The organism is Candidatus Thiodictyon syntrophicum, assembly GCF_002813775.1.
Taxonomy (GTDB): domain Bacteria; phylum Pseudomonadota; class Gammaproteobacteria; order Chromatiales; family Chromatiaceae; genus Thiodictyon; species Thiodictyon syntrophicum.
In genome coordinates this window covers 4,319,968-4,346,964 of record NZ_CP020370.1, presented here as the reverse complement: position 1 = coordinate 4,346,964, position 26,997 = coordinate 4,319,968, and the positions used below count along the sequence as shown (strand labels likewise).

Below are 26,997 nucleotides of genomic sequence, written 5' to 3'. Positions count from 1 at the left end.
ATGCACCTGAGCGATCACGACCTCAGACAATTCGACGACGCCTACCTGCAGACGCTCACGTCGGCGCAGGCGCGGGTGCTGTTGGGCAAGGCGCTGGCGGACCTGAAGGCGGCGCGCGAGCGGCTGGGGCAGAACCCCTCCAACAGTTCGCGGCCACCGAGCACGCGGCTGCCGTGGGAGGGCACGGGCGGTCAGGACACGCCCGCTGGCCAGCCCGACGTCCCCGCGGGGTCGCAGGACGGGGCCGCTGCGGCAGACACCCCCGGCGACGCTGAGCCGGCGGGGCCGGCGGCGCCCCGGCCGCGCCGTCAGGGCTCGCACCGGACGGTCACCGGCCAGCCCCCCGGTCGGCGCCCGGGCAGCCCGGGGCACAGCCGCACCCAGCACCTGCCGGTGGACGCCGAGCAGCCTCACCGGCCAACCTGCTGTGCGGGGTGCGGCCAGGCGTTGACGGATGCTCATGTGGCGCGGGCACACAACGCCCGCTACGAAATCGAGCTGATCCAGCCCGGTGCCGGCGCGACCGGACTGCTCCTGCGCCAGACCAAGCACATCTATTTTGAATGCTGCTGCGATTGCGGCCACTGGACGCAGGCGCAGCCGGGGCGCGCGGCGGGCGAGGTCGAGTGGACGGTGGCCCTGACCGAGTGGCATTTGGCCGGACCGTTGCTAGTGTCCTTCATCTGCGCCTTGAGCCAGCGCATGCGGTTGTCGCGGGCGCGGGTCCGTGAGTTTCTGTCCGATTGGCTGGGTCTGGAGTTGTCGAGCGCGACCATCAACCAGTGCCTTCACGAAGCCGGACGGGCGGTGGCCCCGGTGGTCGAGGCGGAACTCTACGCGGCGGTGCGCAATGTCGAACTGCGCTATGCCGATGAAACCAGTTGGAAGGAGCATGGTCGGCTGCGGTGGCTGTGGGTGTTCACCTGTGCCACCGCCACGCTGTTCGTCGTTGGCAAGCGCTCGGTGGAGGTCGTGCGCCAGGTGCTCGGCGAGACCTTCAACGGCTGGTTGATGAGCGACGGCTTCTGGGCCTATCGCGACCTGGACCAACGGCTGCGCTGCCTGGCCCACCTGATCCGCAAGGCCCAGGCGCTGGAAGATGGCTTGGAACCGGCGGCCCAGCGCTTTGGCAGCGAGATCCTGACGGTCATCGCGACGGTGATGGCCGCCGTTTACGACGCCCGCGGCGCCCCGCCCCCCGTCGGGGTGTTGCGCGCACGGCATGCGCGGATGCTCAACGCCCTGCTCGACGAGTGCCTGCGTCAGGTCGATGCGCCGCATGAGAAGATGCGCGCGCTGGCGCGCGAGTTGTTCAACGACTGGGACACCTTCTGGGTGGTACTCGACCATCCGGAGTTGCCGTTGACCAACAACGAAGCCGAGCGCGCCCTGCGCCACTGGGTCATCGCCCGCCGCATCGGCATGGGGACCCGCACCGCGCAGGGCACCCGCGCCTTCGCCCACCTGGCCAGCGTCATCGAGACCTGTCGCAAACGCGCCGTCTCGCCCTGGCCGTATCTGGCCGAGGTAGTCCGCCAGCGCCGCCAAGGGCTTCAGGCCCCGCCGTTGCCCTTACCTGCCATCTGACCGATCGCCGCGACCGGCCGTGATCATAATTGCGGCCCGGCCGCGGCTGGCACGCGTCGCAGCCGGGGTCGCTCCTACGGCGTCGGAGCGGTTCCCGGCCGCGACGGGCCGCCGCAAGGGCTGATGGCCGGATTTATGATCAAGGCCGCCGCGACCCGCCGGGACTCCTTGGCACCCAGCACCCAGGGGGGGCTAAACGGTTACCCGATCGCCTCGGCACGAGGGTCGCGGTCCGGATATGCAATCATCAATGGCAAAGACCACAGCACGCGATGGCAACGACTGACGGACCACCCACGATGCAGGACCAGGAGCGTTTCGAGCGCCTGGGGAGCAATCGCCGGCAGGCGACAGAGTTGCGGCAGCAGATCGAGGAACTGGCGCGGCGCCTGGAACGGCTCGACCAAGACACGGCGCGGCTCCTGGCGGGCTTCGTCGTCCCCGCCTACCGGGACTGGCAGCCGCGTCCGGGCGCTACCGCCTTCTATGTGGACGCCCTGGAGGGCATCTATTTCCAGGTCGTGGTCGTCGAGGTCCGCGGCACCTATGTGCGTACCCGGGCGGTATCGCCGAATCACTCCGCTTACTATTCGGTGATGCTCGATCACCCTGCCGACCAATACGAGCGGTCGGGCTGCATCGTGCCGCCGGCGCTGTTCGACCTCCTGTGCGACCGGTTGCCCCTGCGGGTGGCGCCGTTCGTCTAGCGCCAGTTCCGGGGACAGTTTACCTTAGAAAGAGCAGCCGTCCACAGATGAACACAGATGAGCACAGATTATTCATTGGCTTACGCTTGGTCTGGGGCTTACCTTGCGGGTGATTGTGACAGTAGCGATAAGCGCATGACAATTTGAAGAAAATCTGTGTTCATCTGTGTTCATCTGTGGATTTTAGGTTTACTCAATTGCGTCTGCGGCAGCGTATCAAATAAGTAAACTGTCCCCGGAACTCCCAGGCCGCACTGTCCCCTGTTGTCCGGTATTGTGCCGCCCAATTTCCGCTTTTTACGCAAAGGTCGCTACCGGAATTGGGCGAGTAACTGCTAACGCCTTACGATGCGCCTTCACCCGCTCGATCTCATGCATGGTCGCTGCGGTAAAATATGACTCCCCGCAACTGCCGCAAGAAATCGATGGAATGCCTTCAATAACAAGTAACTTGTCACCTTTTCCAAAACTCCGCGTCACGAGGCGGCGATGGAGATTTAAACTTCCGCAGTAAGCGCAATTCTCAGATGACGTAGACTGTGATGAAGATGAGTTCGCCACTGAAGCCGATCTTGACGACAGCTTTCGCTTCATAGTCTGCGATGCTTCTTCCGTTGACGACGTGCTTCGTTTCATCTGTTTCTCCGTCATGTTGTCGTTCGACAATCCGGCCAGTGAGGACGATGCTTTCCAGGTCAAGGATTGTCAGGTCATCGTCTTCGAGTTCATCTGCTGCGGGATGTGAGACGAGGTAGTTCTTTGAGCGAATCAGCTCGCGAAAGATGCTGATCGTGGTCACAAGTTGCGTTTAGGCCCTCTTAGTCATGGCCGCTAATGTTATAGCTGACCGAGAGACAACGACCGGATGAACGATTTTCGTTTTTCTCGGTTGGTTGGGCTTAAGACAGTGCCATTTGAGTCTGGCCCCTTATCTTCCCTTAATCTTCCGCGAACTTGCTTGACCTGATAGGCTTTGGCTTTTGAACCAAGCGGTTGCAGATTCAGGATTTCTTCAATCTCTAATCTCGTGAATATGAAATGTCTTCGCGGATGCGCTCAACAAACCCAAGCCGCTTGAGCAAATTGCACAGATCCTTGAATGCAATATTCGCATCAGCCGTGCCATTCAATACGGATCTTAGGGCTTTCTCCTCATTTTCCCAATGAGGTGTTTTCCTTAGCAGGCGGTAAGTTGCTGAAACAGAATATCGTGGTCTGTCCTTAATTGGCTCCTGACGCAGAGTTTGCTTCCTAGTTCCCTTCCAGGCACTAGCTAAATCGAGGAACCACATTAATCGTGGATTTAGACTTGATCCGATGATTTGACTCTGGGCCCAGGTTGCTATCTTCCCACTCTTCATCATTAATAAGAAGTTTAAATTCAATCTCGACGCCCGCGGGAATTTCATCTGTATCCCAGGTCCACCGCACTTCGTTTTCATAAGGACAACTCGGATACATTACCATTCCTCTGTGCCAACTCAACGGGGCTACGCTTCCTCTAATAAACAATCTTGCCCCTGGCTGACAATCACATTTCGCAAATACCTTAGTGCAGATCCCGTCTTCGCAAAAACCACGCTGGATCATTGCCGTTAGTTCTCTAATGGCTTCTTCCGCGTCATCCCCCCTAGCGCAGATCTCTAAACTGGTACCCCTACTAGCGGCCAACATCATTACGTCTACAATTCTCTTTCCGTTGGCCACCTGTCCGCGCCTCGAAAAACGTATCTCGCAAGAGAACTGCTGAGCGAGAGATACGAGCTTCGCACTAGCCCGAGCGTGTAAGCCGAGCTTGTTAGGTAGAGTAACGGTTGTAAATAACCAGCCGTCTGCCGTGTACTCTTGGGTAGGATCGGCGGAAACGCCTTCATCATCGGACGACGCCCGCCCATGAATTTTTCGAACCACGCTGCAAAGCTGCTTGCGGAAGCACCTCTCACTTTCCGCAAGAATTAGCGAATTGACTACGTTCGTCTGACCAGCCAGAGCGACACCGATACGCGTCAGTTCTTCAACAAACTGAGTAGAGCCGAGTATGAGGAGACATAGTTCGCACCCCTGTTCGAGCGACTGAATCCGGTCTTCATTTCTCCATACAAACCATCCTGCTTGATCAACCCCCGGGTACTCAGGCTCGCAGACCATATGGGGTAAATAAAGGCCGCCGATAAAGAACGTGCTTGTCCGGTGAGCAGCAATTATTCGACTGGCAAGGATCTTGCCGTCTTCAACAGTGTATTTGGTGTTACGCATTAAAATCATTACCGCTCTCCTCGGCCAGTGATCTAAATGAGCCGCGGAATCGTTGATCTGTTGGAATTTCAGCGAGATAGAGTTAAAATGGCGCATTCTTGAGACTCACTCCGCAGGTGACATGGTGCGACGGCTCATCATTGCGAAATCCGAGGCTGATTTTACTTCCCACGCGGGATTGGGACTGATCGGGATGGCGATTAGTCAGCACACCGACCTAGCGAAAGATGCGACCGCAGCGGCGCCGGCCCGGAGCGATGCCATACCGCATGTGAAGATCCTGACTAGCTACATCGGGCTGCTGTGTTTGGGCAAGAGCGACTTTGAAGCGATCACGGCGTTCCGGCAGGACCCGTATTTCGCTGAGGCGTTGGGTGTCGACCAGGTTCCCTCGGCCGTCACGTTGCGCCAGCGCCTTGATGCCCACGCGGCGGTGTTCATGGCGCCGATACTCGATGCATCCATCGCGTTTCTGCAGCGTATCGCGGCACCGATTACGCCGCTGGCCAATGGGCTGGTCGCGCTGGATGCGGATGTCACCCCGCTGAACAACGCCAAGACCAAGAAAGAGGGTGTCTCGCGCACCTACAAGGGTGACGACGGGTTCGCCCCAATGGCGGCCTATCTTGGCCAAGAGGGGTACTGTTTGGAGTGGGAGTTGCGGGCGGGTAGCCAGCACTGCCAGAAGGACACCCCCGCGTTGCTGGAGCGGGTGCTGACGCGGGCCCGCCGACTGACCGCGCTGCCGTTGCTGCTGCGCCTGGACAGCGGCAATGACGCGCTCGACAACATCGCCACGGTCATTGCGCACAATGAGGCGCACCCGGACGCCGCCCCGGTGCACTACCTGATCAAGTGGAACCCGCGCCAAGAAAGTCCAACGCAGTGGCTGACTTACGCCGAGGAGTACGGCGACTGGAGCACGCCGCGCCCGGGTAAGCGCGTGGCCCTGTTCGAGGTGCGCGACACCCGCTTTTTGGACGGGTACGAGTACCCTCTGCGCCGCGTCATGCGCGTTATCGAGCGCACCATCGACAAGCATGGTCAGCACCTCCTGATTCCCGACATTGAAATCGAAGGCTGGTGGAGCAGCCTGGAATTCGATGAAGAAACCATCATTGCGCTCTATGCCGACCATGCCACCTCCGAACAATTCCACAGCGAATTTAAGACCGACCTGGACATTGAGCGACTCCCCTCAGGAAAGTTTGTGACCAACGCACTGGTATTGGCCTGTGCCGCATTCGCCTACAACGTCCTGCGCTGGATCGGCCAGACCGGTCTCTTTGGGCCGGATGCCCCGCCCCGCCACCCGGCGAAGCGGCGACGCCTGCGCACCGTGATGCAGGAACTGATGTACGTTGCCGCCCGCCTGATCGTCACCGGCCGCCGCCTCAAACTGGCCTTCGGCTATGGTTGCCGGATCGTCCCTGTCTTCCGTCGCTTGTACGCCCAATTGGCCGGTCCCTGATCCCTGCGACGAATGCAGTGCGGTCCGCTCGCCGCCGTGCTATGCGCACGGTGGACCCACCCTATTGGCTGGCGTATGCGGTCGGCCCCTGACATGCGTCTCCCCAGCTCAAAATTGCCGCACCGGCGACCTTGTCGCGACCGCTAGCGCAGTTCTGCGCCACAAATCTCGACTCCAACCCCTTTGATAGCCGTGTGCCTGAGTACGGCACCGTATTAGTTCACGGATTCAGGGCTCTCTTAAGAAACTCAAGGCGGCTTGGTGCGTACAGGGAAAAATCTCGAATTGAGTGATTTACCAAATATTCTTCAAATTCCATCGCAGCCTCCAATCGGTCAATCGACAATTTTGACAGCCTCTGGCGGCAACAAGCCGTCAACAAGCTCATGAAAGTTTGTCAATGCCTCTTCTAATGCCTTAACTACTTGCGGATATCTTTCCAGCGAAAACTGATCAACGGCCTGTTCGCAATGAGTAATCACGAATTCGATATACGGTAGACAGTCAGCAAACCCCAATGCAGCAACATCTTCTCTCGCTGGCAATATGTAGCGCTTATTATAGTGAGCGAACAAATTAACGGCGCGATTTAGGGTTGCTCGAGATTCCTCCCCGGCTGGGTTCGGGACGGCTCTATATTCACTAGACGCGAGGTCGTTGTAGGCGACCAAGAGCCTGTGCCAAACCTCCCAGTGTTTCGCCGAAACGTCCGCCTTGAGTTTCATGATTCGCGTGCAAAATACTAAGTCGTGCGGATCTTCCCATGCAAATTCTCCAAATAGTAGGCGACCGATAGGAATAATGCACCGCTCGCGAGGAATGTCAAATATCCATCTATGAATACTGAGTTTTTTTGAAATCAAATGTAGTATCTCTTCTTCTGGGTATCCAAGTTTATTCAATAGGTGGGATACTTGCGACAAATCCACCCAAATACTATCTCTGTGCGGATCTGGAAAAGTCTCCACCATTTGGCGGCCATCCTTATGGAGAAGCACGCGCCTATCTAGCCGGAATGATTCGCAGGGGATGCCTTTCGCCTTCATAACATACAGCGAATGCTGAAATGAGTTCTTGATGGAGAAGCCAGCAAAAAGACGCTCGTAGAACGCGCCGACAAATTCCACGCAGCATGCGTCATCCACGTTGTCTACAGCCGATATTACAAAGGGCGCGGTCTGCGACAGTTGAATCAAACTTTCATTTGAATAGCACGACAGCAATACAACCAAGCGTGGGGGGAACTCTGGAATAGACATCAGGCTTTGTAGTCTCTTGGAGCTAACGAGATCTCCATCGCTTTCCAGGTCGGATTTTTCCAAATATAAACCGCGCGGGTCCCCATGCCCAGAAAACTGTATAACGTCGTAAGTCTTTTCGATAAGAAGAGTGTGAATATCTTCAATCCGTGACGCTTGCTGTTTTTCGAGGGCAACGCTGGCGGAGAATCGCCTAGCAATATCTGAAATAGTTCTGTCTTCCTTGTCCAAACGGAGTCTTTTTCGATCAGGGCTAGGCGGATCAGAGAAAATTATTAGAACGCGAAGCATGGGGACACCATTAGTAAATCCGAGCAAAGAGTCAGTATGCGTCTACCACACTTAAGGAGACACTGAAATATTCCGCGCCACAAAAAGGGCCTGAGGGCATGGTTCGCCATCCTGGGAAAAATAGGGCACATACCACGAAAAAAGCTCGTCGTTAGCTCCCCTCACCCGATCGCCCACCCGCTCAATCCGACCCGCCAAAGACCTCCTTCAGGCTCCGGCACTCCAGCACGCGGTCAGCCCACTCCTCAAGCTCGGCCTCGCCGGCTTGACCCAGGCGCTCCTCAGCCCATGACGGCAGGGGGCCGAAGCGGCGAGTGAGTTGTCGGCGCAGCACCTTAGTTTCGCCCTCCTGCCGGCCTTCCCGCCTGCCTTCCCGCAAGCCCTCATCCTTCCATTCCTGGGTCCAAGTCTTGACGCGTTCGGCCAGCATGTCATGAATCTCCTGTAGCTCGCTGAAATTCGGTATCTCGACGCCCGGGACGCGCGCCGGAAGCAACACGCGCTTGAGCCAGACGACGAAGGCACGGCGCAGGCTCGCATTCTCCGCCCCGGCCAGCCATTCGACCAGGCATGCGATGACCCGCTGGATGTTCTCCGGCGCCTGGGCATTCTCCAGGCGGAACAAGGCGGCGACGACGTTGGGAAGACGCGCGAGGTCGGTCTCGGGGTAGCGGCGTTCTTCCAGGAGAAGATAGCGCAGTTGGGGCTGCCAGCGGCGCAGTTGCGGCGGCAGGCTCGGGTCGATCAGGTCCGCCAGGTCGGTCTTGGCGGTCCAAGGCTCGGCGCCGTTGTAGAGCACGATCGGGAGCACCGGCGGGAGCGGGTCATCCGGCCCGATCTCTTTCGACCGGTGCAGGTCCTCGTAGAGGAGGCCGATGTAGGTGAGGAGCCGAGCGGCCATGATGCGGTCGACGGTGGACTGAAACTCCAACAGGATGTAGACATAGAGCCAGCGCGCCCGTCCGTCCTCGATGATCCGCAGACGCCAGATGACATCGTCGATGCGCTGGCGGAGGTTCTGGCTGATGCCGACCTCGCGCACACGCTCCAATGTGTTGAAATCCAGTCGCTCCGCCCACTCCTCGTGCACGAAGCCGCGGAGCAGGTCGGAAACCATCTTGCGATGGGAGAACAACAGCTTATAGGAAGGGTCGTGCGTCGCCATAGGGGTTTGGCCCGCGGGGTCCGGTGTTACAAGGATACCCATTTCGTGGGCCTGATGCAGCCCCGTCGGCAAGCGCAGACGAGAGCACTCGCAACGCGCCGGCGGCCGGCGAGTCTGAGGCATCAATCGCCGGGGCGGGCTGGCATTTGCCCTGTCCGAAGCGTTTTCGGGGCCCCAGCGGAAACCGGCTGGTGCTCCCGGGGCTACATCGGTCCGCCCCAAGCCCGATCGCTACTCGGTCGGTGCCCACAGGTCATCAAGTCTGATCGTCACCGCTGCAAAAGGCGCGACCGACACCGGTGCAGCGCCGGCGAAGCGTCCGATCTCCCGCCAGGCACCGCCTTCCAAGGCGTAGGCTTCCAGGATGTGGGCAACCGGATCGAGCAGCCAGGCGTAGGGAACCCCATACTGTGCGTAGATCGGCATCTTGACCTTCGTGTGAAGCATACCCCGCGGAGTAACCAGGAGAAACCGAAAACGGACCACGGTTTCCCGCGGTAACCGGGGAAAGGCCCTGATTTATCGGCACGAATTCAGGGACTCCGTGGTCTGCCCCCGGTTTCGCGCCCGGCGCCCCTGGCCGCGCGCGACCGGCTGTTGCCGGTCGGCATCGGCGGCGCCGTCTTCCTGGTGGTAGAGTTGGAGAAGGCCGTGGTGCGTTAGCCGGTGGCGGTTGCCGACCTGTCCACGAGAAATCAATGGTGCCTGCACGCCGGACCGGCTGAAGCCTCGACCTCCAGTGGCCGGAACGACGCTCAAGGCTCCGCAGTCACGCCCAGCCCGCGCCCCGGAGGCCACATGAATCCAGACCTGCTGCGTGTCCTGCTCCTGCTGGGCGCCGCGATCCTGATGTTTGCGCTCAACCGGCCGCGGGTGGATGCGGTGGCACTCATCATGATCGTGGCGCTGCCGTTCACCGGCGTGATCACTATGAACGAGGCGATCGCGGGGTTCAGCAACCCCAACATCGTGCTGATCGGCGCTATGTTTGTGGTCGGCGAGGCCCTGGCGCGGACCGGGGTGGCCCGACGCGTGGGCGATCGGCTCATCGTCTGGGGCGGCACCCGCGCCTGGCTGCTGCTGACGCTGCTGATGGTGGCGGTCGGCGTACTGGGCTCGGTCATGAGTTCCACCGGGGTGGTCGCCATCTTCATCCCGGTGGTGTTGCGCATCGCCAGTCGGACCGGCATCGCCCCGAGTCAGCTCATGATGCCGATGGCCTATGCCGCCCTGATCAGCGGGACCATGACCCTGGTCGCCACCTCGTCCAATCTGGTCATCAACTATGAGCTGACGCGCGCCGGGGGCGCGGGCTTCAATTTCTTCTCCTTTACCCCCTTCGGACTGCCCATCCTCCTGCTCGGTGTCCTGTATATGCTCGGCGCCCGGCGCTGGCTGACGGCGAGCGCCGACGCCGGGGTCCAGGTGACGCGCCGCCCCAGCCTGCGGCACTGGGTGGAGCGCTATCAACTCGCAGAGCGGGAATACCGGGTGCGGGTCAAGCCCCAGTCACCGCTCCTGGGTAAGGCACTCGGCGTGCAGGACCTGCGGAGCAAGATCGGCGCACGGATCATCCTGATCGAGCGGGGCCGCGGGCGGGCGAGGCGGCTCCTGTCCCGCACCCCCGAAACCCGTCTCCAGGCGGGCGATGTGCTGCTGCTCGATGTCGATACCGAGGTTACCGACGTGCCGGACCTCTGTGAACGCTATGCCGTCGAACTGCTGCCCCGGACCGGATTCTACTTTGCCGACCAGTCTCAAGAGGTCGGCCTGGTTGAGGTCATGCTCCCGGACGGCGCGGCCTTCGTCGGCAAGACGGTCGCAGAGGCCGAGTTGCTGGCGCAATCGGAACTGTCATTGGTGGGGGTGCGCCGGGGTCGGCAGGCGATCGCCCCCCATGGCGTGCGCGAGACCCAACTCAAGGTCGGCGATACCCTGTTGCTCGCCGGCCCCTGGAAGGTGATCCGGGGTCTGCGCAGCAATGGCCAGGACTTGGTGGTGCTGAATCTCCCCAAGGAGTTCGACGAGGTGCTGCCGGCGGCACGCAAGGCCCCCTACGCGCTCTTCACGCTCGGGGTGGTGATCATCCTGATGGCAACCGGCCTGGTCCCGAACGTCCAGGCGGCCCTGATCGGCGGGCTGCTCATGGGGCTCTTTCGCTGTATCGACCTCGACCAGGCCTATCGGGCGATTCAATGGAAGGGCCTGATCATGATCGTGGGCATGCTGCCCTTTGCCCTGGCCCTGGACCGCACCGGGGGCGTGGACCTGGCGGCCCAGGCCCTGGTCGGCCTGGCCGGGGGCGCCGGTCCCTATGCCATCCTGGCCCTGCTCTTTGGGCTCACGGTGGTGCTCGGGCTCTTCATCGTCAATACCGCCAATGCCGTCCTGTTGATCCCCATCGGGTTGGCGATGGCGGACGCGCTGAACGCCTCGCCCTATCCCTTTGCCATGATCATCGCCCTGGCCGCCTCCTGCGCCTTCATGACCCCCATCTCACCGGTCAATACCCTGGTGGCTACTGCCGGCAATTACAGCTTTGCCGACTTCATCCGCATCGGGTTGCCTTTGACCCTGATCGTCATGGTCGTGAGCGTTCTGTTGGTGCCTTGGTTATTGCCGCTCTATTGACCCCGGTCGGCCGCCTCTGAGTAGCCGTTAGGGCGCCCCAGGCGATGGTCATTATTCCAGCTACCTTCAGGGTGATGCCCGTCGCGGCCGGGGGGCCGCTCCTACGACGTAGGAGCGGCCCCCCGGCCGCGACGGGTTGCCGCAAGGGCGCATGGCCGCAGGTATGATCGAGGCCGCGACGGGCCTCGATCATCGTTCCGGCCATTGAGGCGGGTCGGTCGGCGGCCAGGCCGACCGACTGGGAGCGCCGCACCCCAGTGCGGCCCGGTCCATCGGCGGCACGCGACGCCGCGGGCGTCTGAGAGCTCTCGCCGCACTGGGGTGCGGCGCTCCCAGTCGCTGTGCGACCTTTACGGCAACGCGGAGCGAACACCGGGCGGGGCCAAGTTCGCAATCGCTGATAAAATGCCCCTTTTCGGCTCAGCATCGGCGCGCAGATCAAGCGTCGGAGGTGTTCTCTTGGAACCATCAGTCCTCTCCAGGCGCGCCGCCCCGGTGCGCGCGACCTCGCGGGTCCGGGTGTCCGTGCCCGGCGCCTTGGTCCTTGCCGTCCTGCTCTGCGCCTGTCGGCCGCCTGAGGAGTCGCAGGCGGTCCCCGAGCCGATCCGCCCGGTGCGCGTGGTCACGGTGGAGGAACTCCCCGGGGGCGAGACCGTCACCCTCACCGGCAACATCCAGGCCCAGAACGAGGCCAATCTGGCCTTTCGGGTCAGTGGGCAACTGATCGAGCGCTCGGTGAATGTCGGCGATCGGGTGCGCGCCGGCCAGGTGGTGGCGCGGCTCGATGCGGCCGACGCACGCAACGCGCTCAATGCCGCCCGCGCCAACCTGGCGAGCGCCATGGCGCGCCTGACGGAGGCGCGCAACACGGTGGCACGCTACGAGCCGCTGATGCCCCGGGGCTTCGTCCCGCGGGTCCAGTTCGACCGCGCGGTGGAGGCGCGCACGGCGGCCCAGGCCCAGGTCGACGCGGTCAGGGCGCAGGTCGCCACGGCCGAGAACAATCTGTCCTACACCAACCTGGTGGCGGACGGCCCGGGGACCGTCACCGCCCGCGGGGCCGAGCCCGGGGAGGTGGTCGCGGCCGGGCGCATGGTCGTGCAACTGGCGCGGCAGGGCGGACGCGACGCCGTGTTCGACGTGCCGGCGCGGGTCAAGGACACGGCCGCCGCGGACGACCCGGTGGCGGTGGTCTTGAGTTCCGACCCCAGGGTCCAGGCGACCGGCCGGGTGCGCGAGGTCTCGCCCCAGGCGGACCCGGTGACCCGCACCTTCCGGGTCCGGGTGGGCCTGGCGAGCCCGCCGGACGCCATGCGGCTCGGCTCCACCGTCACCGGCTCGGTCCATCTGGGCGGCAGCAGCGGCATCGCCATCCCGGCCGCGGCGCTGACCGCCTCCCAGGGCCAGCCGGCCGTGTGGGTCTTGAATCCCGCGGACAACCGGGTGGCGCTGCGCAACGTCGACGTGGCGCGCTACGAACTGGACCGGGTGCTGGTCGCCCAGGGACTGGATGTCGGCGAACTGGTGGTCACCGCCGGGGTCCAGACACTGCGGCCCGGGCAGGAGGTGCGGCTGCTGGGGCAGGGGGGTGTGATGGCGCCGGCGGCCCAGGATAAGCCCCTGCCCGAGGTTCCCGTCGAGATCAAGGCCGAGGTCCAGCCGGTGTCCGAGCCCGCGCCGGCGCCGCCGGCCGCGACCAGGCCGGCGGCGCGGGCCGGGGCCAGACCATGAGCGGCTTCAATCTGTCCGGCTGGGCCATCAGCAACCGCTCGCTGATGGTCTTTGTGATGATCGTGGCGGTCGCCGCGGGGGTGGGGGCCTTCTTCAGCCTGGGCCGTGCGGAGGACCCGGCCTTCACCTTCAGGACCATGGTGGTGCGCGCCGCCTGGCCGGGGGCGACCCTGGAGGACACGCTCGACCAGGTCACCGAGCGCCTGGAGCGGACCCTGCAGGAGGTCCCCAACCTCGACCACCTGCGCAGCTTCACCAATGCCGGGACCACGACCATCTTCGTGGATCTCAAGGGCAGCACCTCGCCCTCTGAGGTCCCGGACACCTGGTATCAGGTGCGCAAGAAGGTGGCCGATATGCGCCACACCCTGCCGCCCGGGATCATCGGCCCCGGCTTCAACGACGAGTTCGGCGACACCTTCGGCATCATCTACGGCTTTACCGCGGACGGCTTCAGCCATCGGGAACTGCGCGACTATGTGGAGGACGTACGTTCCCAACTGCTGCGGGTGCAGGACGTCGCCAAGGTCGACGTGCTCGGCGCCCAGGACGAGCGGATCTTCGTCGAATTCGACATGGCCAAGCTCGCCGGCATGGGCTTCGACCCGGCCGCGTTGACGGCCGCGCTCCAGGCCCAGAATGTGGTCCGCCCCACCGGGGTCATCCAGACCGGGGACGAGGCCATGTCGCTGCGGGTCTCCGGGGCCTTCCGCTCCGAGGCGGACCTGTTGGCCGTCAACTTCGCCATCGGCGAGCGGATGCTGCGCCTGGGCGACATCGCCTCCGTGCGCCGCGGCTATGCCGATCCGCCCCAGCCCATGTTCCGGGTCGACGGCCAGCCGGCGCTCGGGCTCGCCGTCGTGATGCGCGAGGGCGGGGACATCCTGGCGCTCGGGGCGAACATCGCCAAGGCGATGCGGGGCATCGTCGCCAACCTGCCGATCGGCATCGAGGTGACGCGGGTGGCCGACCAGCCGGTCACGGTCGATGAGGCGATCAACGACTTCACCACCTCGCTGTGGCAGGCGATCGGCATCATCCTGGCGGTGAGCTTCCTGAGCCTGGGGGTGCGCGCCGGGACCGTGGTGGCCCTGTCGATTCCGCTGACCCTGGCCCTGGTGTTCGCCATCATGGGCCTGGTGCATATCGACCTGCACCGGATCTCACTGGGCGCCCTGATCATCGCCCTGGCGCTGCTGGTGGACGACGCCATGACCACGGTGGACGCCATGACCCGGCGGCTCGCCCTGGGGGAGGACAAGTTCACCGCCGCGACCTTCGCCTATCGGACACTCGCCTTCGCCATGCTGACCGGTACCCTGGTCACCATCGCCGGCTTCATCCCCATCGGCTTCGCCCAGAGCACGGCGGGTGAATACACCTTCTCCATCTTCGCGGTGGTCGCCATCGCGCTGGTGGTCTCCTGGCTGGTCGCGGTCGTCTTCGCACCGCTCCTGGGCATGGCCCTGCTGGTCCCGCCCAAGGGCGGCGCCGAGCCGCAACGCCCGGGTCCGGTCATGCGCGGCTATCGCGCCTTCCTGAATGGGGCCATGCGGGTGCGCTGGCTGACCATCCTCGTGACCATCGCGCTCTTCGCCGTGTCCATCTATGGGATGCGCCTGGTGCCCCGGCAGTTCTTCCCGAGTTCGGACCGGCCCGACCTGCTGGTGAATCTGACCCTGCCGCAGAACGCCTCCATCCACGCCTCCCAGCGTGCGGCCGAGCGCCTGGACGCCATCCTGGGCAAGGATGCGGACGTCGACCACTGGAGCACCTATGTGGGGCAGGGGGCGGTGCGCTTCTATCTGCCGCTCGATGTGCAACTGGCGCAGCCCTTCTTTGCCCAGGTGGTCATCGTCGCCAAGGACGTGGCCGCGCGTGAGCGGCTGCAGACCAAGCTGGAGACAGTGCTGAAAGAGGAGTTCCCGGCCGCGGTCGGGCGGGTCGCGCCGCTGGAATTGGGGCCGCCGGTGGGGTGGCCCGTCCAATACCGGGTGATCGGTCCGGACCCGGTGCAACTGCGCGAGATCGCGCTCCAACTCGCCGGGATCGTGGCCGCCGAGCCCGCCACCCGGGATGTCAATTTCGACTGGATGGAGCCGGCCCGCCAACTCTATATCCGCATCGACCAGGACCAGGCGCGGCGGGTGGGCCTCAGCTCACAGGCCATCGCCGCGGTGCTCAATACCAACATCTCCGGCACCACCGTCACCCAGGTGCGCGACGACATCTTCCTGATCGACGTGGTCATGCGCGAGCAGGAGGGCCAGCGCCTCTCGTTCGCCAGCCTCCAGACGCTGCCGGTCGCGCTGCCCGATGGCCGCAGCATCCCGCTCAATCAGATCGCGAGCTTTGACTTCGGCCAGGACTTCCCGCTCATCTGGCGGCGCGACCGGGTGCCAACCCTCACCGTGCAGGCCGACGTAAGCCAGGGCGTGCTGCCCGATACGGTGGTCGAGGCGCTCGCCCCCAAGATCGCGGACCTGACCGCCGGGCTGCCGGTGGGCTATACGATCGAATTGGGCGGCACGGTGGAGGAGAGTGCCCAGTCGCAGGCGTCGGTGATGGCGGTGGTCCCGTTGATGATCCTCATCATGCTCACCGTTCTCATGTTCCAACTGCGCAGCTTCCCGCTCCTGATCATGGTCATCAGCGTGGTGCCCCTGGGCTTGATCGGCGTGGTCGCGGCACTGCTCCTGGCGAACAAGCCATTGGGCTTCGTCGCCATCCTGGGCGTCCTGGCCCTGGTCGGCATGATCGCCAAGAACTCGGTGATCCTGATCACCCAGATCGAGCAGGACCGGGCCGCCGGCATGCCCATCTGGGACGCCGTGGTCGAGGCCAGCAGTTCGCGTTTTCGCCCCATCATGCTGACCGCCATGTCCACCGTGCTCGGACTCATCCCCATTGCCCCGACGGTCTTCTGGGGGCCCATGGCCTTTGCCATCATGGGCGGGCTCCTGGTCGGTTCACTGCTTACCCTGATCTTCGTGCCGACGCTCTATGTGACCTGGGAATCGTTGCGGGGGGCCGATCTGCGGGCGCGTCCTGGTGCCGAGCCACACGCCCATCCCACCCTCGCCACGGACGGTCCGCGCTAGCCCCCGCGGGGGGGCGCAGCCCCGGTTCTGCGCCCCCACGCGCCCCGTCAACGTTGTCCGGTATTTGCGCAGCCCACCGAGCCAAAGTCCAAGGCGATCCGTCTTGGTTAGGAAGGCAGGGCTCAAGCCTGGTCGGTCCGGCGGTCGGATGGCGCGCCGGCCTTCTCGTTCCCAGTCCCAGGATCGCCTGCGAAGCCGGGCGCCCGCGCCGCCGTTTTTTTAATCCGCGTCAAGGATTGCGCCCCATCTTTGTGTCACAATCCGGCTCGGGCCAGGGGCACGGCTGCCTGAAACGATATGCGCCGCGGTGCGCGTTCCGCGCGGCCGCGTCGGTCGCATCGCGGTTGTCGACGCATTCATTGCGTCTCGTCACAACAGACCGCGCGCCGCCCTGCTTAGATTGACTCTAAATTCACCAAGCCGAGACCTACGCCAGGTTCGGAGGCCACCAGAGATGCACAGATCCGTTTCCACCGCGCTCGCCGGCCTCCTGCTCGCCGCCCTGCTCCCGGGCCCGGTCCACGCCTTCGCCCAGTTCGGCGGCACCGCATTGACGAATCTGACCCTCACCGGCGTTGGCGGCGGGCAGACGCTGCCGACCGGGGTCAGCGTCTTGTACGCGACGGCCGTCGGCGATGTGCGCGCCTTCAGCTTTGGCCGCGGCGCGACCGTCAGTGCGGAATCGGTGCTCAACCCCGATCCTGCCCCGGAGCCCATCGAGATGCCATTCAGCCAACCGCTAAGCCAGGGGCACTCGGTCGACGGCTGGGCCGGGGACGGCTATGCCGATGCGCGGATGCTGACCAACGGGTTGATCTTCCTGACCAACGATACCAACGATCAGGTGACCTTCAGTTTCTCCTACGCAATCCAAGCCGTACTCACGGCGGCTGCAGATCCGCTCGGCATCCAGGCGCGGGTCGATGTGAACTGGGTCATCGATGACCTGCTGGGAGTCGTCGATCCGGGCACCGGCGGTGCGCAATCCATCAGCCTCAGCGCCTACGCGGACCCGGACATCGGCACGCGGGAGTTGACAGCGTCCGGCGTCTTCAGCATCACCCTGGCCGCACACGAGGGGGATACCCTTACCAGCGGCTTGGACACCTGGGGTATCGCCGAGGCGCCTGAGCCCCCGGTCTGGGCGCTCATCGCGGCCGGCCTGGTGTCCGGATTGGCGGGGGTACCGTCGCGGGCGCGGCTGCGCCGTCGCGGCCTCTGATCCCCCTAAGACGATCGACCCGGGACCGGTCCCGCGGGCAGCCGGTCCGGCCCGCCGCGGGCCGCGTGCGGCGAGTGACCCTCGGCCGAGCGGCCTGCGCAAGCGGCGACGGCATCTGTCCGCCAACGAACGGAGACACACGCACATGCAACGCCTTGTATCACTGCTCGCAGCGCCGTTGTTCGGCGCCGGCCTCGCGGTGGCCGCCCTGCCGGCCAACGCCTGTTCCGATATCATCCTGGACCCTGCCAAGACCCTGAACAAACAGGTCGTCTCGGCCCGGACCATGGATTTTCCGGGCATGGACTACTGGCAGAGCCAACTGTCCCGGGTCACCCGGGGCGTCACCTGGCGCTCCTTCGACTTCTCCGGAGTCCCGGGCCGTCAGTGGACCAACCAGTACGGGTTCATCGGCATGGATTTCCGGGTGCAGGAAGGGACCTTCGCCATTCACCAGCGCGTCTACAATGACGGGATGAACGAGGAGGGCCTCTCGGCCGCCTTGCTCTGGCTGGAGGTCGGGCAGTTCGTCGACCGCACGGGGGACAATCGGGCCGCTCAGGCGGACGATCTGCACTATCTGGACCTGGTGGCCTGGGTCCTGGGGCAATTCGCGAAGGTGGAGGATGTGGCGGATGCGCTCGATGCGAACAAGGCTTGGATTGTCGGGACCAATGTCACCAGCGGTTGGGTGCCCCTCTTCAAGTTGCCCATGCACCTGGTGGTGCACGATCGCTTCGGTCACTCGCTGATCGCCGAATGGTATCCCACGGCCGGCAGCGGCAAGCCCACCATGCATCTCCATATTGGGTCGCAGGTGGACTCTGTCGGCGTCCTCGCCAACGACCCCGTCTATCCCGACCAGCTCACGAATCTCGCCCTCTATTCGGGTATCCGCAACAAGGATTCCGCCGAGGGTGCCGGCGACGGGGCCATGGCCGGTACCCCCGGGGGATTCGACTCACCCAGCCGTTTCGTTCGCCTGGCCAAGATCCGTCAGTTCCTGGGTGAGGTCGTCGATGGTGGCGAGGTCGACCTGTACAACCAGGTCGGGGCCGTCCCCCAAGCCCTGCACGCGATCAACAACGTGGACTTGGGCCACGGCGTCGACAACGATCCGCTGATGCCGGGTGTGCCCATGTTCGGCGTGTACCAGGAGACCGGCGTCACCCTGGTGCGCGACCACACAAACAGAGTGATCTATTTCAAGGGGCTCCATTATCAGACCCTGCAGCGGATCGAGTTCGCCAAGGTCGACTTCACCGGGATCGCCGGCGGCGTGGTCGGCCCCTCGATCCCGGCCGATGTCCTGCCCGCCAAGTCCTCCCGCTATACCCAGGGGGTCGATGTCTCGGCCAAGCTCACGGCACCGCGGGTCATCTACCCGCACCGTCCCCTTCCCTGGCCTGCCAACATCTCGGTCACGGTCTCGGTCGCTGCCGCCGATCTGGGAAAGAGCGGCAACTATTACATCTATGCCGTGGATTTGGAGAAGCGCTATTGGAACTGGACCGGCGCCAAGTACGGTTGGAAGCAGGTCCCGCGCGGCTCGCTGCTCCCGGCCGCCAGCGGGGCCCTAGCGAACCGGACCTTCGATGGCGTCTTCGTCAACTTCGACTACCGTGACAAGAAGCGCACGGGCTGGCGGGTCTACGCCGGCTACGGCACCTCCCCGGCGGACATGCTGCTCGGAGGCAATGTCCAGGAAGTCTATGTGATCGAGGAGGAACCGGGGTACCTGGACCCCTCCGCGGTCGGAGCCTTCTGGTGAAGCGCGGGGGACGCGTCAGTCGGCGCTGTCTGGTGTCGCTCTGCCGCCCGGCCGGGCGCGTTCGATAGGATCGGTCCGTCGGGCGTCGTGCTGGCCCTCGGGCAGCGTGGCCGGCGCGCCCGGGGCGTCCATCGCCTGCCCCGGCGCGGCTTGCCATCCGCTCCCGGCGACGACGGGGGGGCCGCCATGGAGAGCCTGATCCTGATTTTGCGCAAGCGTTGGAGGTTTCAATGAAGCCAGCCTTGATCAACCGTGATCCTGAGATTATGAGCGGAGCCCTGTGTTTCACAGGTACTCGAGTCCCCGTGCAGAACCTCTTTGACTACCTTGAAGGTCGGTCTTCTCTGGAAGATTTTTTGGAGGATTTCCCGTCCGTCAGTCGGGAAACGGCCATAGCGGTTCTGGAGTCGGCACGCGCCCGACTGTTCGCCGACGCGGTTGCTGCTTGACGAGTCGCTGCCCCGCCGCCTGCGGCGCTATCTTCCTGACCACGAGGTCTGGACTGTAGTCGAAATGGGCTGGGGAGGAGTTAAGAACGGGAAGCTGTTGGGGCTCGCCGCCCAGCAGTTCGACGTCTTCCTGACCGCTGACAAGAACCTTGCCTCTCAGCAGAATCTCAAAACGCTGCCGGTTTCGGTGGCGGTGCTCGACGCGCGATCCAACGAGCTTTCGCATCTGCTGCCATTGGTTCCTGAACTGGAGAAAACGTTGGCTAACCTGGCACCGTGCCGTTACGCGAAGGTTGGGACATGAGTAACAACTTAGGAGATCGATACCGATGACTTCCCCGCGCTCGTCCTATCTCCCCATCGTCGGCCACGAGGTCCATCTGACCGCCTGGGGCGACCCCGCCGCCCCCGCCCTGGTGCTGTGGCACGGGGTGGCCCGCACCGGTCGGGACTTCGATACGCTGGCGCGCCGCTTCGCCGACCGCTTCCATGTGCTGTGCCCCGACACCATCGGCCGGGGCCTGTCGAGCTGGTCGGCGGCGCCGGCCGAGGATTACACCATCCCGGCCTATTGCGGGCATGCGCTCGAGCTGCTGGACCGGCTGGGCATCGCCGCGTGCCGCTGGGTCGGTACCTCCATGGGCGGTCTGATCGGCATGGCCCTGGCCGGCACCCCGGAAACCGCGCCGCGCATCGAGCGGCTGGTGCTCAATGACATTGCCCCGCGGCTCAATCAGGTGGCCATCGACCGCATCCTGGCCTATGTCACCCTGGTCCCCGAATTCGCCACAATGATCGAATTCGAGACCTTTTTGCGCGCCGTCTATGCCCCTTTCGGCCGCCTGAGCGACGACGAATGGCGCCTGCTGGCCGAGACCTCGATGCGGCGGCGTGAAAACGGGCGCATCTCCTCGCACTATGACCCGGCGGTGATGCGGGTGTTCGCCGAGCAGGCCGCGGACTTCGATATGTGGGCCATCTTCGATGCCATCACCTGTCCGGTCCTGGCCCTGCGCGGCGAGGTCTCGGACCTGGTCGAGCCGCACGTCGCCGAGGAAATGACGGGGCGCGGCCCCAAGGCGCGCCTGGTCACCATCCCCGGCTGCGGCCATGCCCCGGCGCTCAATACGCCCGAGCAGTTCGCGGTGCTGGAGGAGTTCCTGGGGTAGCAGGGCGCGGCCAGCGGCAATCAGGTCGGCGGCGCGCAACGCGCCTTCAAGATGGTCGGCGTGACGCCTTCCTGACCGCCGACGAGGCCCGGCCGGTCTTGACGAAGCGCGAAGATGGTCGAATACTGATGCGCCCCCGCTTGGATCGAGGACCCTTCCGGGGCCTTCCAAGCCCGTGAGACTGGTTCAAACTGTTTCCGACCCGAGGGACCTGCCATGCCCCGACCCTTTTCTCTGCAAATCGCTGCGATCATCCTTGTGCTGGCGAGCGCCCCGGCGCTGGCCGCCGGCCAGAGGCCGAACATCGTCATGCTCATGACCGACGATACCGGTTGGTCAGACTTCGGCGCCTACTCGGGCGGGGGCGCCGCCCTGGGTCACCCGACACCGAGCGTCGATCGGATCGCCAAGGAGGGGGCGGTCTTTACGAATTGGTACGGACAGGCGAGTTGCACCGCCGGCCGCGCGTCGTTCATGACCGGGCGTATTCCCATCCGCTCGGCCCTCTCCATCGTGGTCGCCCCGGGGGACCGGAACTATCTGCGCAAGGAGACCCCGACGATTGCCGAGTTCTTCCGGAAGAACGGCTACTCGACCTATTTCTCCGGCAAGTGGCATATGGGTGACATCCCGGAGTCCTATCCGATCGAGCACGGCTTCGACGAGATGAAGCACTTCGCCGCCTACTATGCCGGCGTCTACGCCTACAACGATACCTCGAGTTGGTTCCACCCCTGGTTTCCCTCGTTCAATCCGGACTTCGCGAAAGCCTATGACGGGAGCGTGAATCTGGGTGAGTGGGAAGGGGTCGCGGGGCAGCCCGCCACCAAGGTGGGCACGATCGACTACGCGGCGCTCGCGACCTTCGATATCCGCCAGACCGATTCGGCCGTGGCCTACATCGAGAAGCACGCCAAGGACGGCAAGCCCTTCTTCATGAACGTGAACTTCATCAAGATGCACAACCCGACCAACCCCGCGCCGGCCTTCCGGGGTCGCTCGCACCTGGGCAACTACTCCGATTCGCTCATGGAGCTCGACGCCGACATCGGGCGGATCATGGATGCCATCCGCACCCACGCGCCCGACACCATCGTTATCGTCACCGCCGACAACGGCGCCTGGCAGGATGCCTATCCGGATGCCGGGACCACGCCGTTCCGCGGTTCCAAGGGGACGGCCTTCGAGGGCGGTTGGCGCGTGCCGGGCCTCCTGTGGTGGCCGGGACACGTCCAGGCCGGCGTCCAATATAGCGGGATGATGTCACACATCGATGCCTGGGCGACCCTGGCGGGCATGGTCGGGCTCACCCCCCCGCCCCACGACTGGGTCGGCAACGACGGCAAGGGGATCTACTTCGACAGCATCGACAACAGCGCCTATGTGCTGGGCAAGGCGCCGCACTCGGCGCGTACCTCTTGGGTCTATATCGACGGGGAGACCTTCCAGGGCGTGCGGGCCGACATCGGCGGGGACCCCAAGGAACCCTGGGTGAACATCGCCTGGAAGTATCTCTTCACGGCCAAGGACTCCTGGCTCGGGGTGGAGGCGAACCTGGGCGCCATCGGCGGCCTCTATAACCTCACGATGGACCCCTACGAGAAGTACGACATGATCTTCAACGGCGCGGCCGCGACGCGCGTGATGACCTCCTCGCCGGGGCGTTACGCGGGGCAGGACAACGGCTGGGTCGGGGCGCTCGTGTTTCCGGTGATCATGGACTTCAATCAGTCGATCATGAAGTACCCGAGCATCGAGCGGTTCCCGGGCGGCGCCTCGAACGACATCGTTCCCGACCTGCAGCATCCGCAGAACCCGGCGCCGCTGCTGAAGGACCTGCAGGGCAAGGTGCCGACGGGGCTCGGCGGCGGTTAAGGGGCGGTTCACAAACCGCAGTCTCATCGATTAGGAGCAAGAGGCCATCATGACGCTCATTCGTCGTCTCTTAACGGCTGCCCGCATCCTCGCCCTGGGGGTGCTCTTTACCCTCGGCACCGGCGTGCGCGCCCAGGCCGATCCATTGCCTTCCTGGAACGAGGGGCCGGCCAAGCAGGCCATCCTTTCCTTCGTGCAGGCGACCACCGACCCGGCGAGCCCGACCTTCGTGCCGCCGTCGGAGCGTATCGCCACCTTCGACCAGGACGGCACCCTGTGGGTCTCGCATCCAGTCTACACCCAGATGATGTACTCTCTGGAGCGGGTTCCGGCACTCGTCGAGGCGAACCCGGCGCTTGCCCAGGAGGAGCCGTTCAAGACCGTGATGAGGTTCCTGGCGGGCGACCGGGCGGCCATCGCGACGCTCGATGAGAAGGACCTGGCGAAGATTGCGGCAGCGACCCTGACCGGCATGTCGGTCGAGGCGTTCAATGCCGACGTGAAGCGTTGGATCAGCGCGGCCCGCGACCCGCGGTGGAAACGCCCCTACACCGAGCTGACCTATCTGCCCATGCAGGAGGTGTTGCGGTTTCTGCGTAGCAGCGGCTACCAGACCTACATCGTCACCGGCGGTGGTCAGGACTTCGTCCGGGCCTACAGTGATGGCACTTACGGCATCCCGCCCGCGCAGGTGGTCGGGTCCGCGGGGGCGACCAAGTACGGCTATGCGAAGGATGGCGAGCCGGTGCTCATCAAGGAGCCGAAGCTGCTCCTGCACGACGACGGGCCCGGCAAGCCGGAGGCGATTCATTTGATGATCGGCCGGCGTCCGCGGGCCGCCTTCGGCAACTCCGGGGGCGATGCTCAGATGCTTGAATACACCAAGGCCGGCGAGGGTGCGCGTTTGTCGATGATCGTACTGCACGACGACGCGCGGCGGGAGTACGCCTATGGCCCGGCGCAAGGGCTGCCCGCTACCAAGATCGGCACCTTCCCCCAGGCGCTGTACGACCAGGCGAAGAAGCAGGGCTGGGTGGTCGTCAGCATGAAGGACGACTGGAAGACGATCTTTTCCTTCGAGTAGCCAGGTTATTGGCTTCCTCGCATCGAATCCCAAGGTACGTCCCCGATTTCCAGGCGGCGGCCGCGACCTCATTGAGCCGCTGGACGTGTCGAAGGAGGGCGACTGATGCGCCTGCGAGCGTTGTTTGCCGTCCTGCTCTGCGCCTGGTTGCTGAATGCCTGCGACCGGATGCCGACGCCGACGCCCATCCCGCCAAGGGCGACCGTGGTTGCGTTCGGCGACAGCGTCACGTTTGGCACCGGCGCTGCTTCGGGGGAGGATTGGCCCGGTCGGCTGGCCGAGCTCAGCGGCTGGACGGTCGTCAATGCCGGGGTCCCCGGCGATACGGCCGAGCACGCCAGGGATCGCATCGAAGCGGTGCTGACCCAGTACCAACCGGCCCTGGTCGTCATCGAAATCGGCGGCAACGACTTCCTGCGACGGCGACCACAAGCCGCCGTCAAAGACGATATACGCCGCATCGTCCAGTCCGTGAGGCAGAGCGGCGCGCAAGCGGTGCTCGTGGCGGTGCCGCAAGTCTCGCTGCTTGGGATCCTGTCCGGCGCCAAGAACGACGCGCCGATCTATCGGGAGTTGGCCCTGGAAGACGGTGTGCCGCTCGTCGAAAAGGTATTTTCGGAGATCTTGAGCCGACCGGAGCTGTGTGCCGACAACATCCACCCAAATGCCGAGGGCTATCAACAGATGGCGGCGACGATTTATGCCTTCCTCTACCAGACGCCCAAGGGGACTGACTGATTCGCGTGCTGTCAGGCGCAGGGTGCGACACCGCAGCCATCCTGGCTCGGTGGCGGCTCCAAGCGCATCCAGACCGCCGGCAAGGCGAGCGGCACACCAACACACTTGAGGATCTACCATGCGCGAGTCGGTGGTGAGGCACGACATCCTCAAGCGGTTGGGGCTCCGCACCGTCGCGGACCTGCGACAGTGAATTCGCAAATGTTTGCATTGACTGCCTCGCCGAGCGTCTCTCTTCCCGATTAGGAGGGGGCACTCGATCAGGTCAAGCCAAGTGCCTTGAACGCCGCCTGGCGCATATCGCCGAAAAACACCGGGTCGACCTGCTCCAGCACGTCCGGGTTCACGTCCAGGAACTGCCGCTTGTTCTCGATCGGGATCAGCGCCCGCTTGCCGCCGTTGTCCATGGCGACCTGGAGGGGCTCGGTGAGGGAGCGCACGGGCTTGATGTTGCCCTGGATGCTCAGGTCACCCAGCACCAGCAGCGCGGGCTGAGACGGCGACTTGCGAAGCGCCGAGTAGGCGGCGACGAAGAAGGCGACGCCAATCTCGGCCTCGACCTTGTTGCCGAGCAGGTCGATGACCTCGACATGGAAATCCGAGGTATCGAGCTCCCGCGGCACACCGAAGGCGGTCTTGTTCGCGGACAGGTAACTGAAGGCTCGGCTCACGGACTCTTTCATCGCCCCGCTCACACCACCGGCGAGCTTGAGCTTACCGGTGCCGGACGATAATGTGACCTCGACGCGGTAGAGACCAACGGTCCCGTCACCGCTCACGGCGGCGGCATAGACGGTACCGGGCGGCAGCGGGTCTGCTGAGATAAGGCCCCGACCGCCTTGCTCAGGCACACCGACAAAGGTCTCCTCACCGGTGTCGTTGACCAGATAGCTGAAGGAGGTCTGGTAGTACTCGAAGGAGCCCATTTTCTTGAGCTGCTCCTTCACCCGGCGCCGTCCTTCCAATGCCAGCTCCAACAGCTCGGCAAGGTCCTCCTGAGAAACCTGTCCATGGGGGTGCAGGATCTTTACCAGACCAGACACGGTGCGACGGACGGCTTTACGGTCACGGGCGTTCAGGTGGGCGCCCAGCGAGAAATAGTGGTCGATGATCTCGGTGAAGTTGTGCTTGCGCAGCTCCCGCAGGGCCTCGGCCAGGTAGTCGATGACGAACCCGTAGTGGTCGGTGAAGTGCTCGTTGCGCATCTTCGGCACTTCCCAGCCCGGCAGGTAGAAATGCAGCCGGTCGATGAAGGCCATGTCGTCGCGGATCACATCCGGCATGGGCGCGAACAGGTGTCCCGTCTGGACCATCACGTCGATCGGCTGCTGGGTGTTGCCAAACATGGCGATACTGGCATACCCCGCCATGGCCTCCTGGCCGCGCTGGAACTGGCCGGACTCGCAGAAGGTCTTGAGCGTCGTGATGACCTCCTTGGGCATCTTTTGCAGGTCGGCCACCTCGTCGAAACCGACCACGTCCCAGATCATCAGCATCCCTTTCTGCTTGCCGTTCATGTGGCCGAACAGATTCGCCACCGTCGTCGGGCCGGTGAGCAGGGCCGCGTAGGGCGAAAGCTCCTGCACCGCATAACTCTTGCCGGTGCCGCGCGGACCCAGCTCCACCAGGTTGTAGTTGCGCTCGCACAGCGGGATCAGCCGGCAGAGGAACAGGAGCTTGACCCGCCGTTCCATCACCGTCGGCTCGTACCCCATGCTGCGCATGATGAGGTCCAGCCACTCATCGGTGCTGAATTCGGCGCGCAGCCGACGGAATTCCTCCAGGTCGAAGCTCGCGAGCTGGATGGGCGTGAGCTTGTCGATCCAGAATGGATTCTTGCCCTTGGTATCCTCGTCGTACTCGAAGCGCATGTCCACCTGCGCCCAGATGCCGCCGGTCAGGAGCCGGTCGAAGTCCCGCACGTAGCGGTCGGGGATGTGCACATAGGTGTGCCCGAAGTTGGTGACCTCCGCCCAGTATTGGGAGTCCACCAGGCGGACCTTGACCTTGTCGATGAAGGTGTGGCGACCGTTCTCCTTTACCTTACTCTGGGCCTTCGTGCTTTCGTCCGGGCGAATGTAGTTGTCAGCCAGGGTGTCATTGACGACCTGCAGCCCCATCTGGATCGCCATCTCGTCGGACGAGGCGCAGTATTTGCCGAGCAGGTACTCCAGGACGAAGACCGGGACGTTGGCGCCGACCTTGACCTTACGGACCAGGTCCTTGCGGACCACCTTGCCGGCGAATACCCGGTTGACCTTGTCGTCGAGGGGGTTGCGGGAGGGGGGGAGTCAGTCATGAGGGTTCGGGGTTCGGGGTTCGGGGTTCGGGGTTCGGGGTTCGGGGTTCGGGGTTCGGGGTTTGGGGTTCGGGGTTCGGGGTTCGGGGTTCAGGGTTCGGGGTTCAGGGTTCGGGGTTCGGGGTTCAGGGTTCAGGGTTCAGGGTTCAGGGTTCGGGGTTCAGGGTTCAGGGTTCAGGGTTCAGGGTTCG

General features: G+C 63.9%; 21 protein-coding genes. 14 read left to right on the top strand and 7 right to left on the bottom strand.

Going from position 1 to position 26,997, the window contains the following annotated elements:
* Positions 1 to 1,587, top strand: coding sequence for an IS66 family transposase (gene tnpC, locus THSYN_RS18230; RefSeq protein ID WP_100918359.1), 1,587 nt, complete (start codon positions 1 to 3; stop codon positions 1,585 to 1,587).
* A 272-nt stretch (positions 1,588 to 1,859) separates the two neighbouring features.
* Positions 1,860 to 2,294 (top strand): hypothetical protein, encoded by a 435-nt coding sequence (locus tag THSYN_RS18225; protein ID WP_157817766.1) that lies wholly within the window; start codon positions 1,860 to 1,862, stop codon positions 2,292 to 2,294.
* Between the two features lie 297 nt (positions 2,295 to 2,591).
* On the opposite strand, the gene THSYN_RS37355 is transcribed toward THSYN_RS18225, so the two are convergent.
* The 3 genes from THSYN_RS37355 to THSYN_RS37350 form a co-directional block, all read right to left on the bottom strand.
* Positions 2,592 to 2,888, bottom strand: coding sequence for a type II toxin-antitoxin system MqsA family antitoxin (locus tag THSYN_RS37355; RefSeq protein ID WP_100922485.1), 297 nt, complete (start codon positions 2,886 to 2,888; stop codon positions 2,592 to 2,594).
* Positions 2,818 to 3,093 (bottom strand): DUF4258 domain-containing protein, encoded by a 276-nt coding sequence (locus THSYN_RS34955; protein ID WP_172965207.1) that lies wholly within the window; start codon positions 3,091 to 3,093, stop codon positions 2,818 to 2,820. Before THSYN_RS34955 ends, THSYN_RS37355 begins: the two co-directional genes overlap by 71 nt.
* Positions 3,094 to 3,563: 470 nt before the next feature.
* Positions 3,564 to 4,646: an HPr family phosphocarrier protein gene (locus THSYN_RS37350; RefSeq protein ID WP_418219889.1), complete on the bottom strand. Its 1,083-nt coding sequence runs from the start codon at positions 4,644 to 4,646 to the stop codon at positions 3,564 to 3,566.
* A gap of 28 nt (positions 4,647 to 4,674) precedes the next feature.
* On the opposite strand from THSYN_RS37350, the gene THSYN_RS18205 reads away from it, so the two are divergent.
* A complete protein-coding gene (locus THSYN_RS18205) occupies positions 4,675 to 6,021 on the top strand; it encodes an IS1380 family transposase (protein WP_100922257.1) in 1,347 nt (448 codons plus the stop codon).
* Between the two features lie 335 nt (positions 6,022 to 6,356).
* Here the strand turns inward: THSYN_RS18205 and THSYN_RS34065 are convergent, their stop codons facing one another.
* From THSYN_RS34065 to THSYN_RS18195, 3 genes are all read right to left on the bottom strand, one after another.
* Positions 6,357 to 7,511: a CHAT domain-containing protein gene (locus tag THSYN_RS34065; protein ID WP_157817765.1), complete on the bottom strand. Its 1,155-nt coding sequence runs from the start codon at positions 7,509 to 7,511 to the stop codon at positions 6,357 to 6,359.
* Between the two features lie 241 nt (positions 7,512 to 7,752).
* Positions 7,753 to 8,736: an Rpn family recombination-promoting nuclease/putative transposase gene (locus tag THSYN_RS18200; protein ID WP_100920380.1), complete on the bottom strand. Its 984-nt coding sequence runs from the start codon at positions 8,734 to 8,736 to the stop codon at positions 7,753 to 7,755.
* A 231-nt stretch (positions 8,737 to 8,967) separates the two neighbouring features.
* Positions 8,968 to 9,162, bottom strand: coding sequence for a hypothetical protein (locus tag THSYN_RS18195; RefSeq protein ID WP_335582460.1), 195 nt, complete (start codon positions 9,160 to 9,162; stop codon positions 8,968 to 8,970).
* A gap of 372 nt (positions 9,163 to 9,534) precedes the next feature.
* Here THSYN_RS18195 and THSYN_RS18190 point away from each other — a divergent pair, with 372 nt between their 5' ends.
* The 11 genes from THSYN_RS18190 (at position 9,535) to THSYN_RS18140 (ending at position 24,507) form a co-directional block, all read left to right on the top strand.
* Positions 9,535 to 11,367 (top strand): SLC13 family permease, encoded by a 1,833-nt coding sequence (locus tag THSYN_RS18190; protein ID WP_100920379.1) that lies wholly within the window; start codon positions 9,535 to 9,537, stop codon positions 11,365 to 11,367.
* Positions 11,368 to 11,826: 459 nt separating this feature from the next.
* Positions 11,827 to 13,098 (top strand): efflux RND transporter periplasmic adaptor subunit, encoded by a 1,272-nt coding sequence (locus THSYN_RS18185; RefSeq protein ID WP_236848605.1) that lies wholly within the window; start codon positions 11,827 to 11,829, stop codon positions 13,096 to 13,098.
* Positions 13,095 to 16,199, top strand: coding sequence for an efflux RND transporter permease subunit (locus THSYN_RS18180; RefSeq protein WP_100920377.1), 3,105 nt, complete (start codon positions 13,095 to 13,097; stop codon positions 16,197 to 16,199). Before THSYN_RS18185 ends, THSYN_RS18180 begins: the two co-directional genes overlap by 4 nt.
* A gap of 454 nt (positions 16,200 to 16,653) precedes the next feature.
* Complete coding sequence (locus THSYN_RS18175) at positions 16,654 to 17,421, top strand: hypothetical protein (RefSeq protein WP_100920376.1); 768 nt, start codon at positions 16,654 to 16,656, stop codon at positions 17,419 to 17,421.
* Positions 17,422 to 17,566: 145 nt separating this feature from the next.
* Complete coding sequence (locus THSYN_RS18170; protein ID WP_100920375.1) at positions 17,567 to 19,192, top strand: linear amide C-N hydrolase; 1,626 nt, start codon at positions 17,567 to 17,569, stop codon at positions 19,190 to 19,192.
* A gap of 230 nt (positions 19,193 to 19,422) precedes the next feature.
* Positions 19,423 to 19,641 carry a DUF433 domain-containing protein gene (locus tag THSYN_RS18165; RefSeq protein ID WP_100920374.1) on the top strand — a complete coding sequence of 73 codons (219 nt, stop codon included), beginning with the start codon at positions 19,423 to 19,425 and terminating at the stop codon, positions 19,639 to 19,641.
* A complete protein-coding gene (locus THSYN_RS18160; RefSeq protein WP_100920373.1) occupies positions 19,631 to 19,945 on the top strand; it encodes a hypothetical protein in 315 nt (104 codons plus the stop codon). The genes THSYN_RS18165 and THSYN_RS18160 overlap by 11 nt, the downstream gene beginning before the upstream one ends.
* Positions 19,946 to 19,970: 25 nt before the next feature.
* On the top strand, positions 19,971 to 20,810 hold the full coding sequence (locus THSYN_RS18155; protein ID WP_100920372.1) for an alpha/beta fold hydrolase: 840 nt from the start codon (positions 19,971 to 19,973) through the stop codon (positions 20,808 to 20,810).
* A gap of 216 nt (positions 20,811 to 21,026) precedes the next feature.
* Positions 21,027 to 22,685 (top strand): arylsulfatase, encoded by a 1,659-nt coding sequence (locus tag THSYN_RS18150; protein WP_100920371.1) that lies wholly within the window; start codon positions 21,027 to 21,029, stop codon positions 22,683 to 22,685.
* 49 nt (positions 22,686 to 22,734) lie between these two features.
* Positions 22,735 to 23,769: an HAD family hydrolase gene (locus THSYN_RS18145; RefSeq protein ID WP_100920370.1), complete on the top strand. Its 1,035-nt coding sequence runs from the start codon at positions 22,735 to 22,737 to the stop codon at positions 23,767 to 23,769.
* Between the two features lie 105 nt (positions 23,770 to 23,874).
* Positions 23,875 to 24,507, top strand: coding sequence for a GDSL-type esterase/lipase family protein (locus tag THSYN_RS18140; protein ID WP_100920369.1), 633 nt, complete (start codon positions 23,875 to 23,877; stop codon positions 24,505 to 24,507).
* Between the two features lie 260 nt (positions 24,508 to 24,767).
* On the opposite strand, the gene brxL is transcribed toward THSYN_RS18140, so the two are convergent.
* Entirely contained in the window at positions 24,768 to 26,741 is a 1,974-nt protein-coding gene (gene brxL / locus THSYN_RS18135) for a protease Lon-related BREX system protein BrxL (RefSeq protein WP_100920368.1), read from the bottom strand.
* Between the last annotated feature and the right edge of the window lie 256 nt (positions 26,742 to 26,997).

Coding starts and splice junctions, on each gene's coding strand:
- tnpC (WP_100918359.1), top strand. CDS start 1: ATGCACCTGAGCGATCACGACCTCAGACAATTCGACGACGCCTACCTG.
- THSYN_RS18225 (WP_157817766.1), top strand. CDS start 1,860: ATGGCAACGACTGACGGACCACCCACGATGCAGGACCAGGAGCGTTTC.
- THSYN_RS37355 (WP_100922485.1), bottom strand. CDS start 2,888: ATGAAGCGAAAGCTGTCGTCAAGATCGGCTTCAGTGGCGAACTCATCT.
- THSYN_RS37350 (WP_418219889.1), bottom strand. CDS start 4,646: ATGCGCCATTTTAACTCTATCTCGCTGAAATTCCAACAGATCAACGAT.
- THSYN_RS18200 (WP_100920380.1), bottom strand. CDS start 8,736: ATGGCGACGCACGACCCTTCCTATAAGCTGTTGTTCTCCCATCGCAAG.
- THSYN_RS18195 (WP_335582460.1), bottom strand. CDS start 9,162: ATGCCGATCTACGCACAGTATGGGGTTCCCTACGCCTGGCTGCTCGAT.
- THSYN_RS18190 (WP_100920379.1), top strand. CDS start 9,535: ATGAATCCAGACCTGCTGCGTGTCCTGCTCCTGCTGGGCGCCGCGATC.
- THSYN_RS18180 (WP_100920377.1), top strand. CDS start 13,095: ATGAGCGGCTTCAATCTGTCCGGCTGGGCCATCAGCAACCGCTCGCTG.
- THSYN_RS18175 (WP_100920376.1), top strand. CDS start 16,654: ATGCACAGATCCGTTTCCACCGCGCTCGCCGGCCTCCTGCTCGCCGCC.
- THSYN_RS18170 (WP_100920375.1), top strand. CDS start 17,567: ATGCAACGCCTTGTATCACTGCTCGCAGCGCCGTTGTTCGGCGCCGGC.
- THSYN_RS18165 (WP_100920374.1), top strand. CDS start 19,423: ATGAAGCCAGCCTTGATCAACCGTGATCCTGAGATTATGAGCGGAGCC.
- THSYN_RS18155 (WP_100920372.1), top strand. CDS start 19,971: ATGACTTCCCCGCGCTCGTCCTATCTCCCCATCGTCGGCCACGAGGTC.
- THSYN_RS18150 (WP_100920371.1), top strand. CDS start 21,027: ATGCCCCGACCCTTTTCTCTGCAAATCGCTGCGATCATCCTTGTGCTG.
- THSYN_RS18145 (WP_100920370.1), top strand. CDS start 22,735: ATGACGCTCATTCGTCGTCTCTTAACGGCTGCCCGCATCCTCGCCCTG.
- THSYN_RS18140 (WP_100920369.1), top strand. CDS start 23,875: ATGCGCCTGCGAGCGTTGTTTGCCGTCCTGCTCTGCGCCTGGTTGCTG.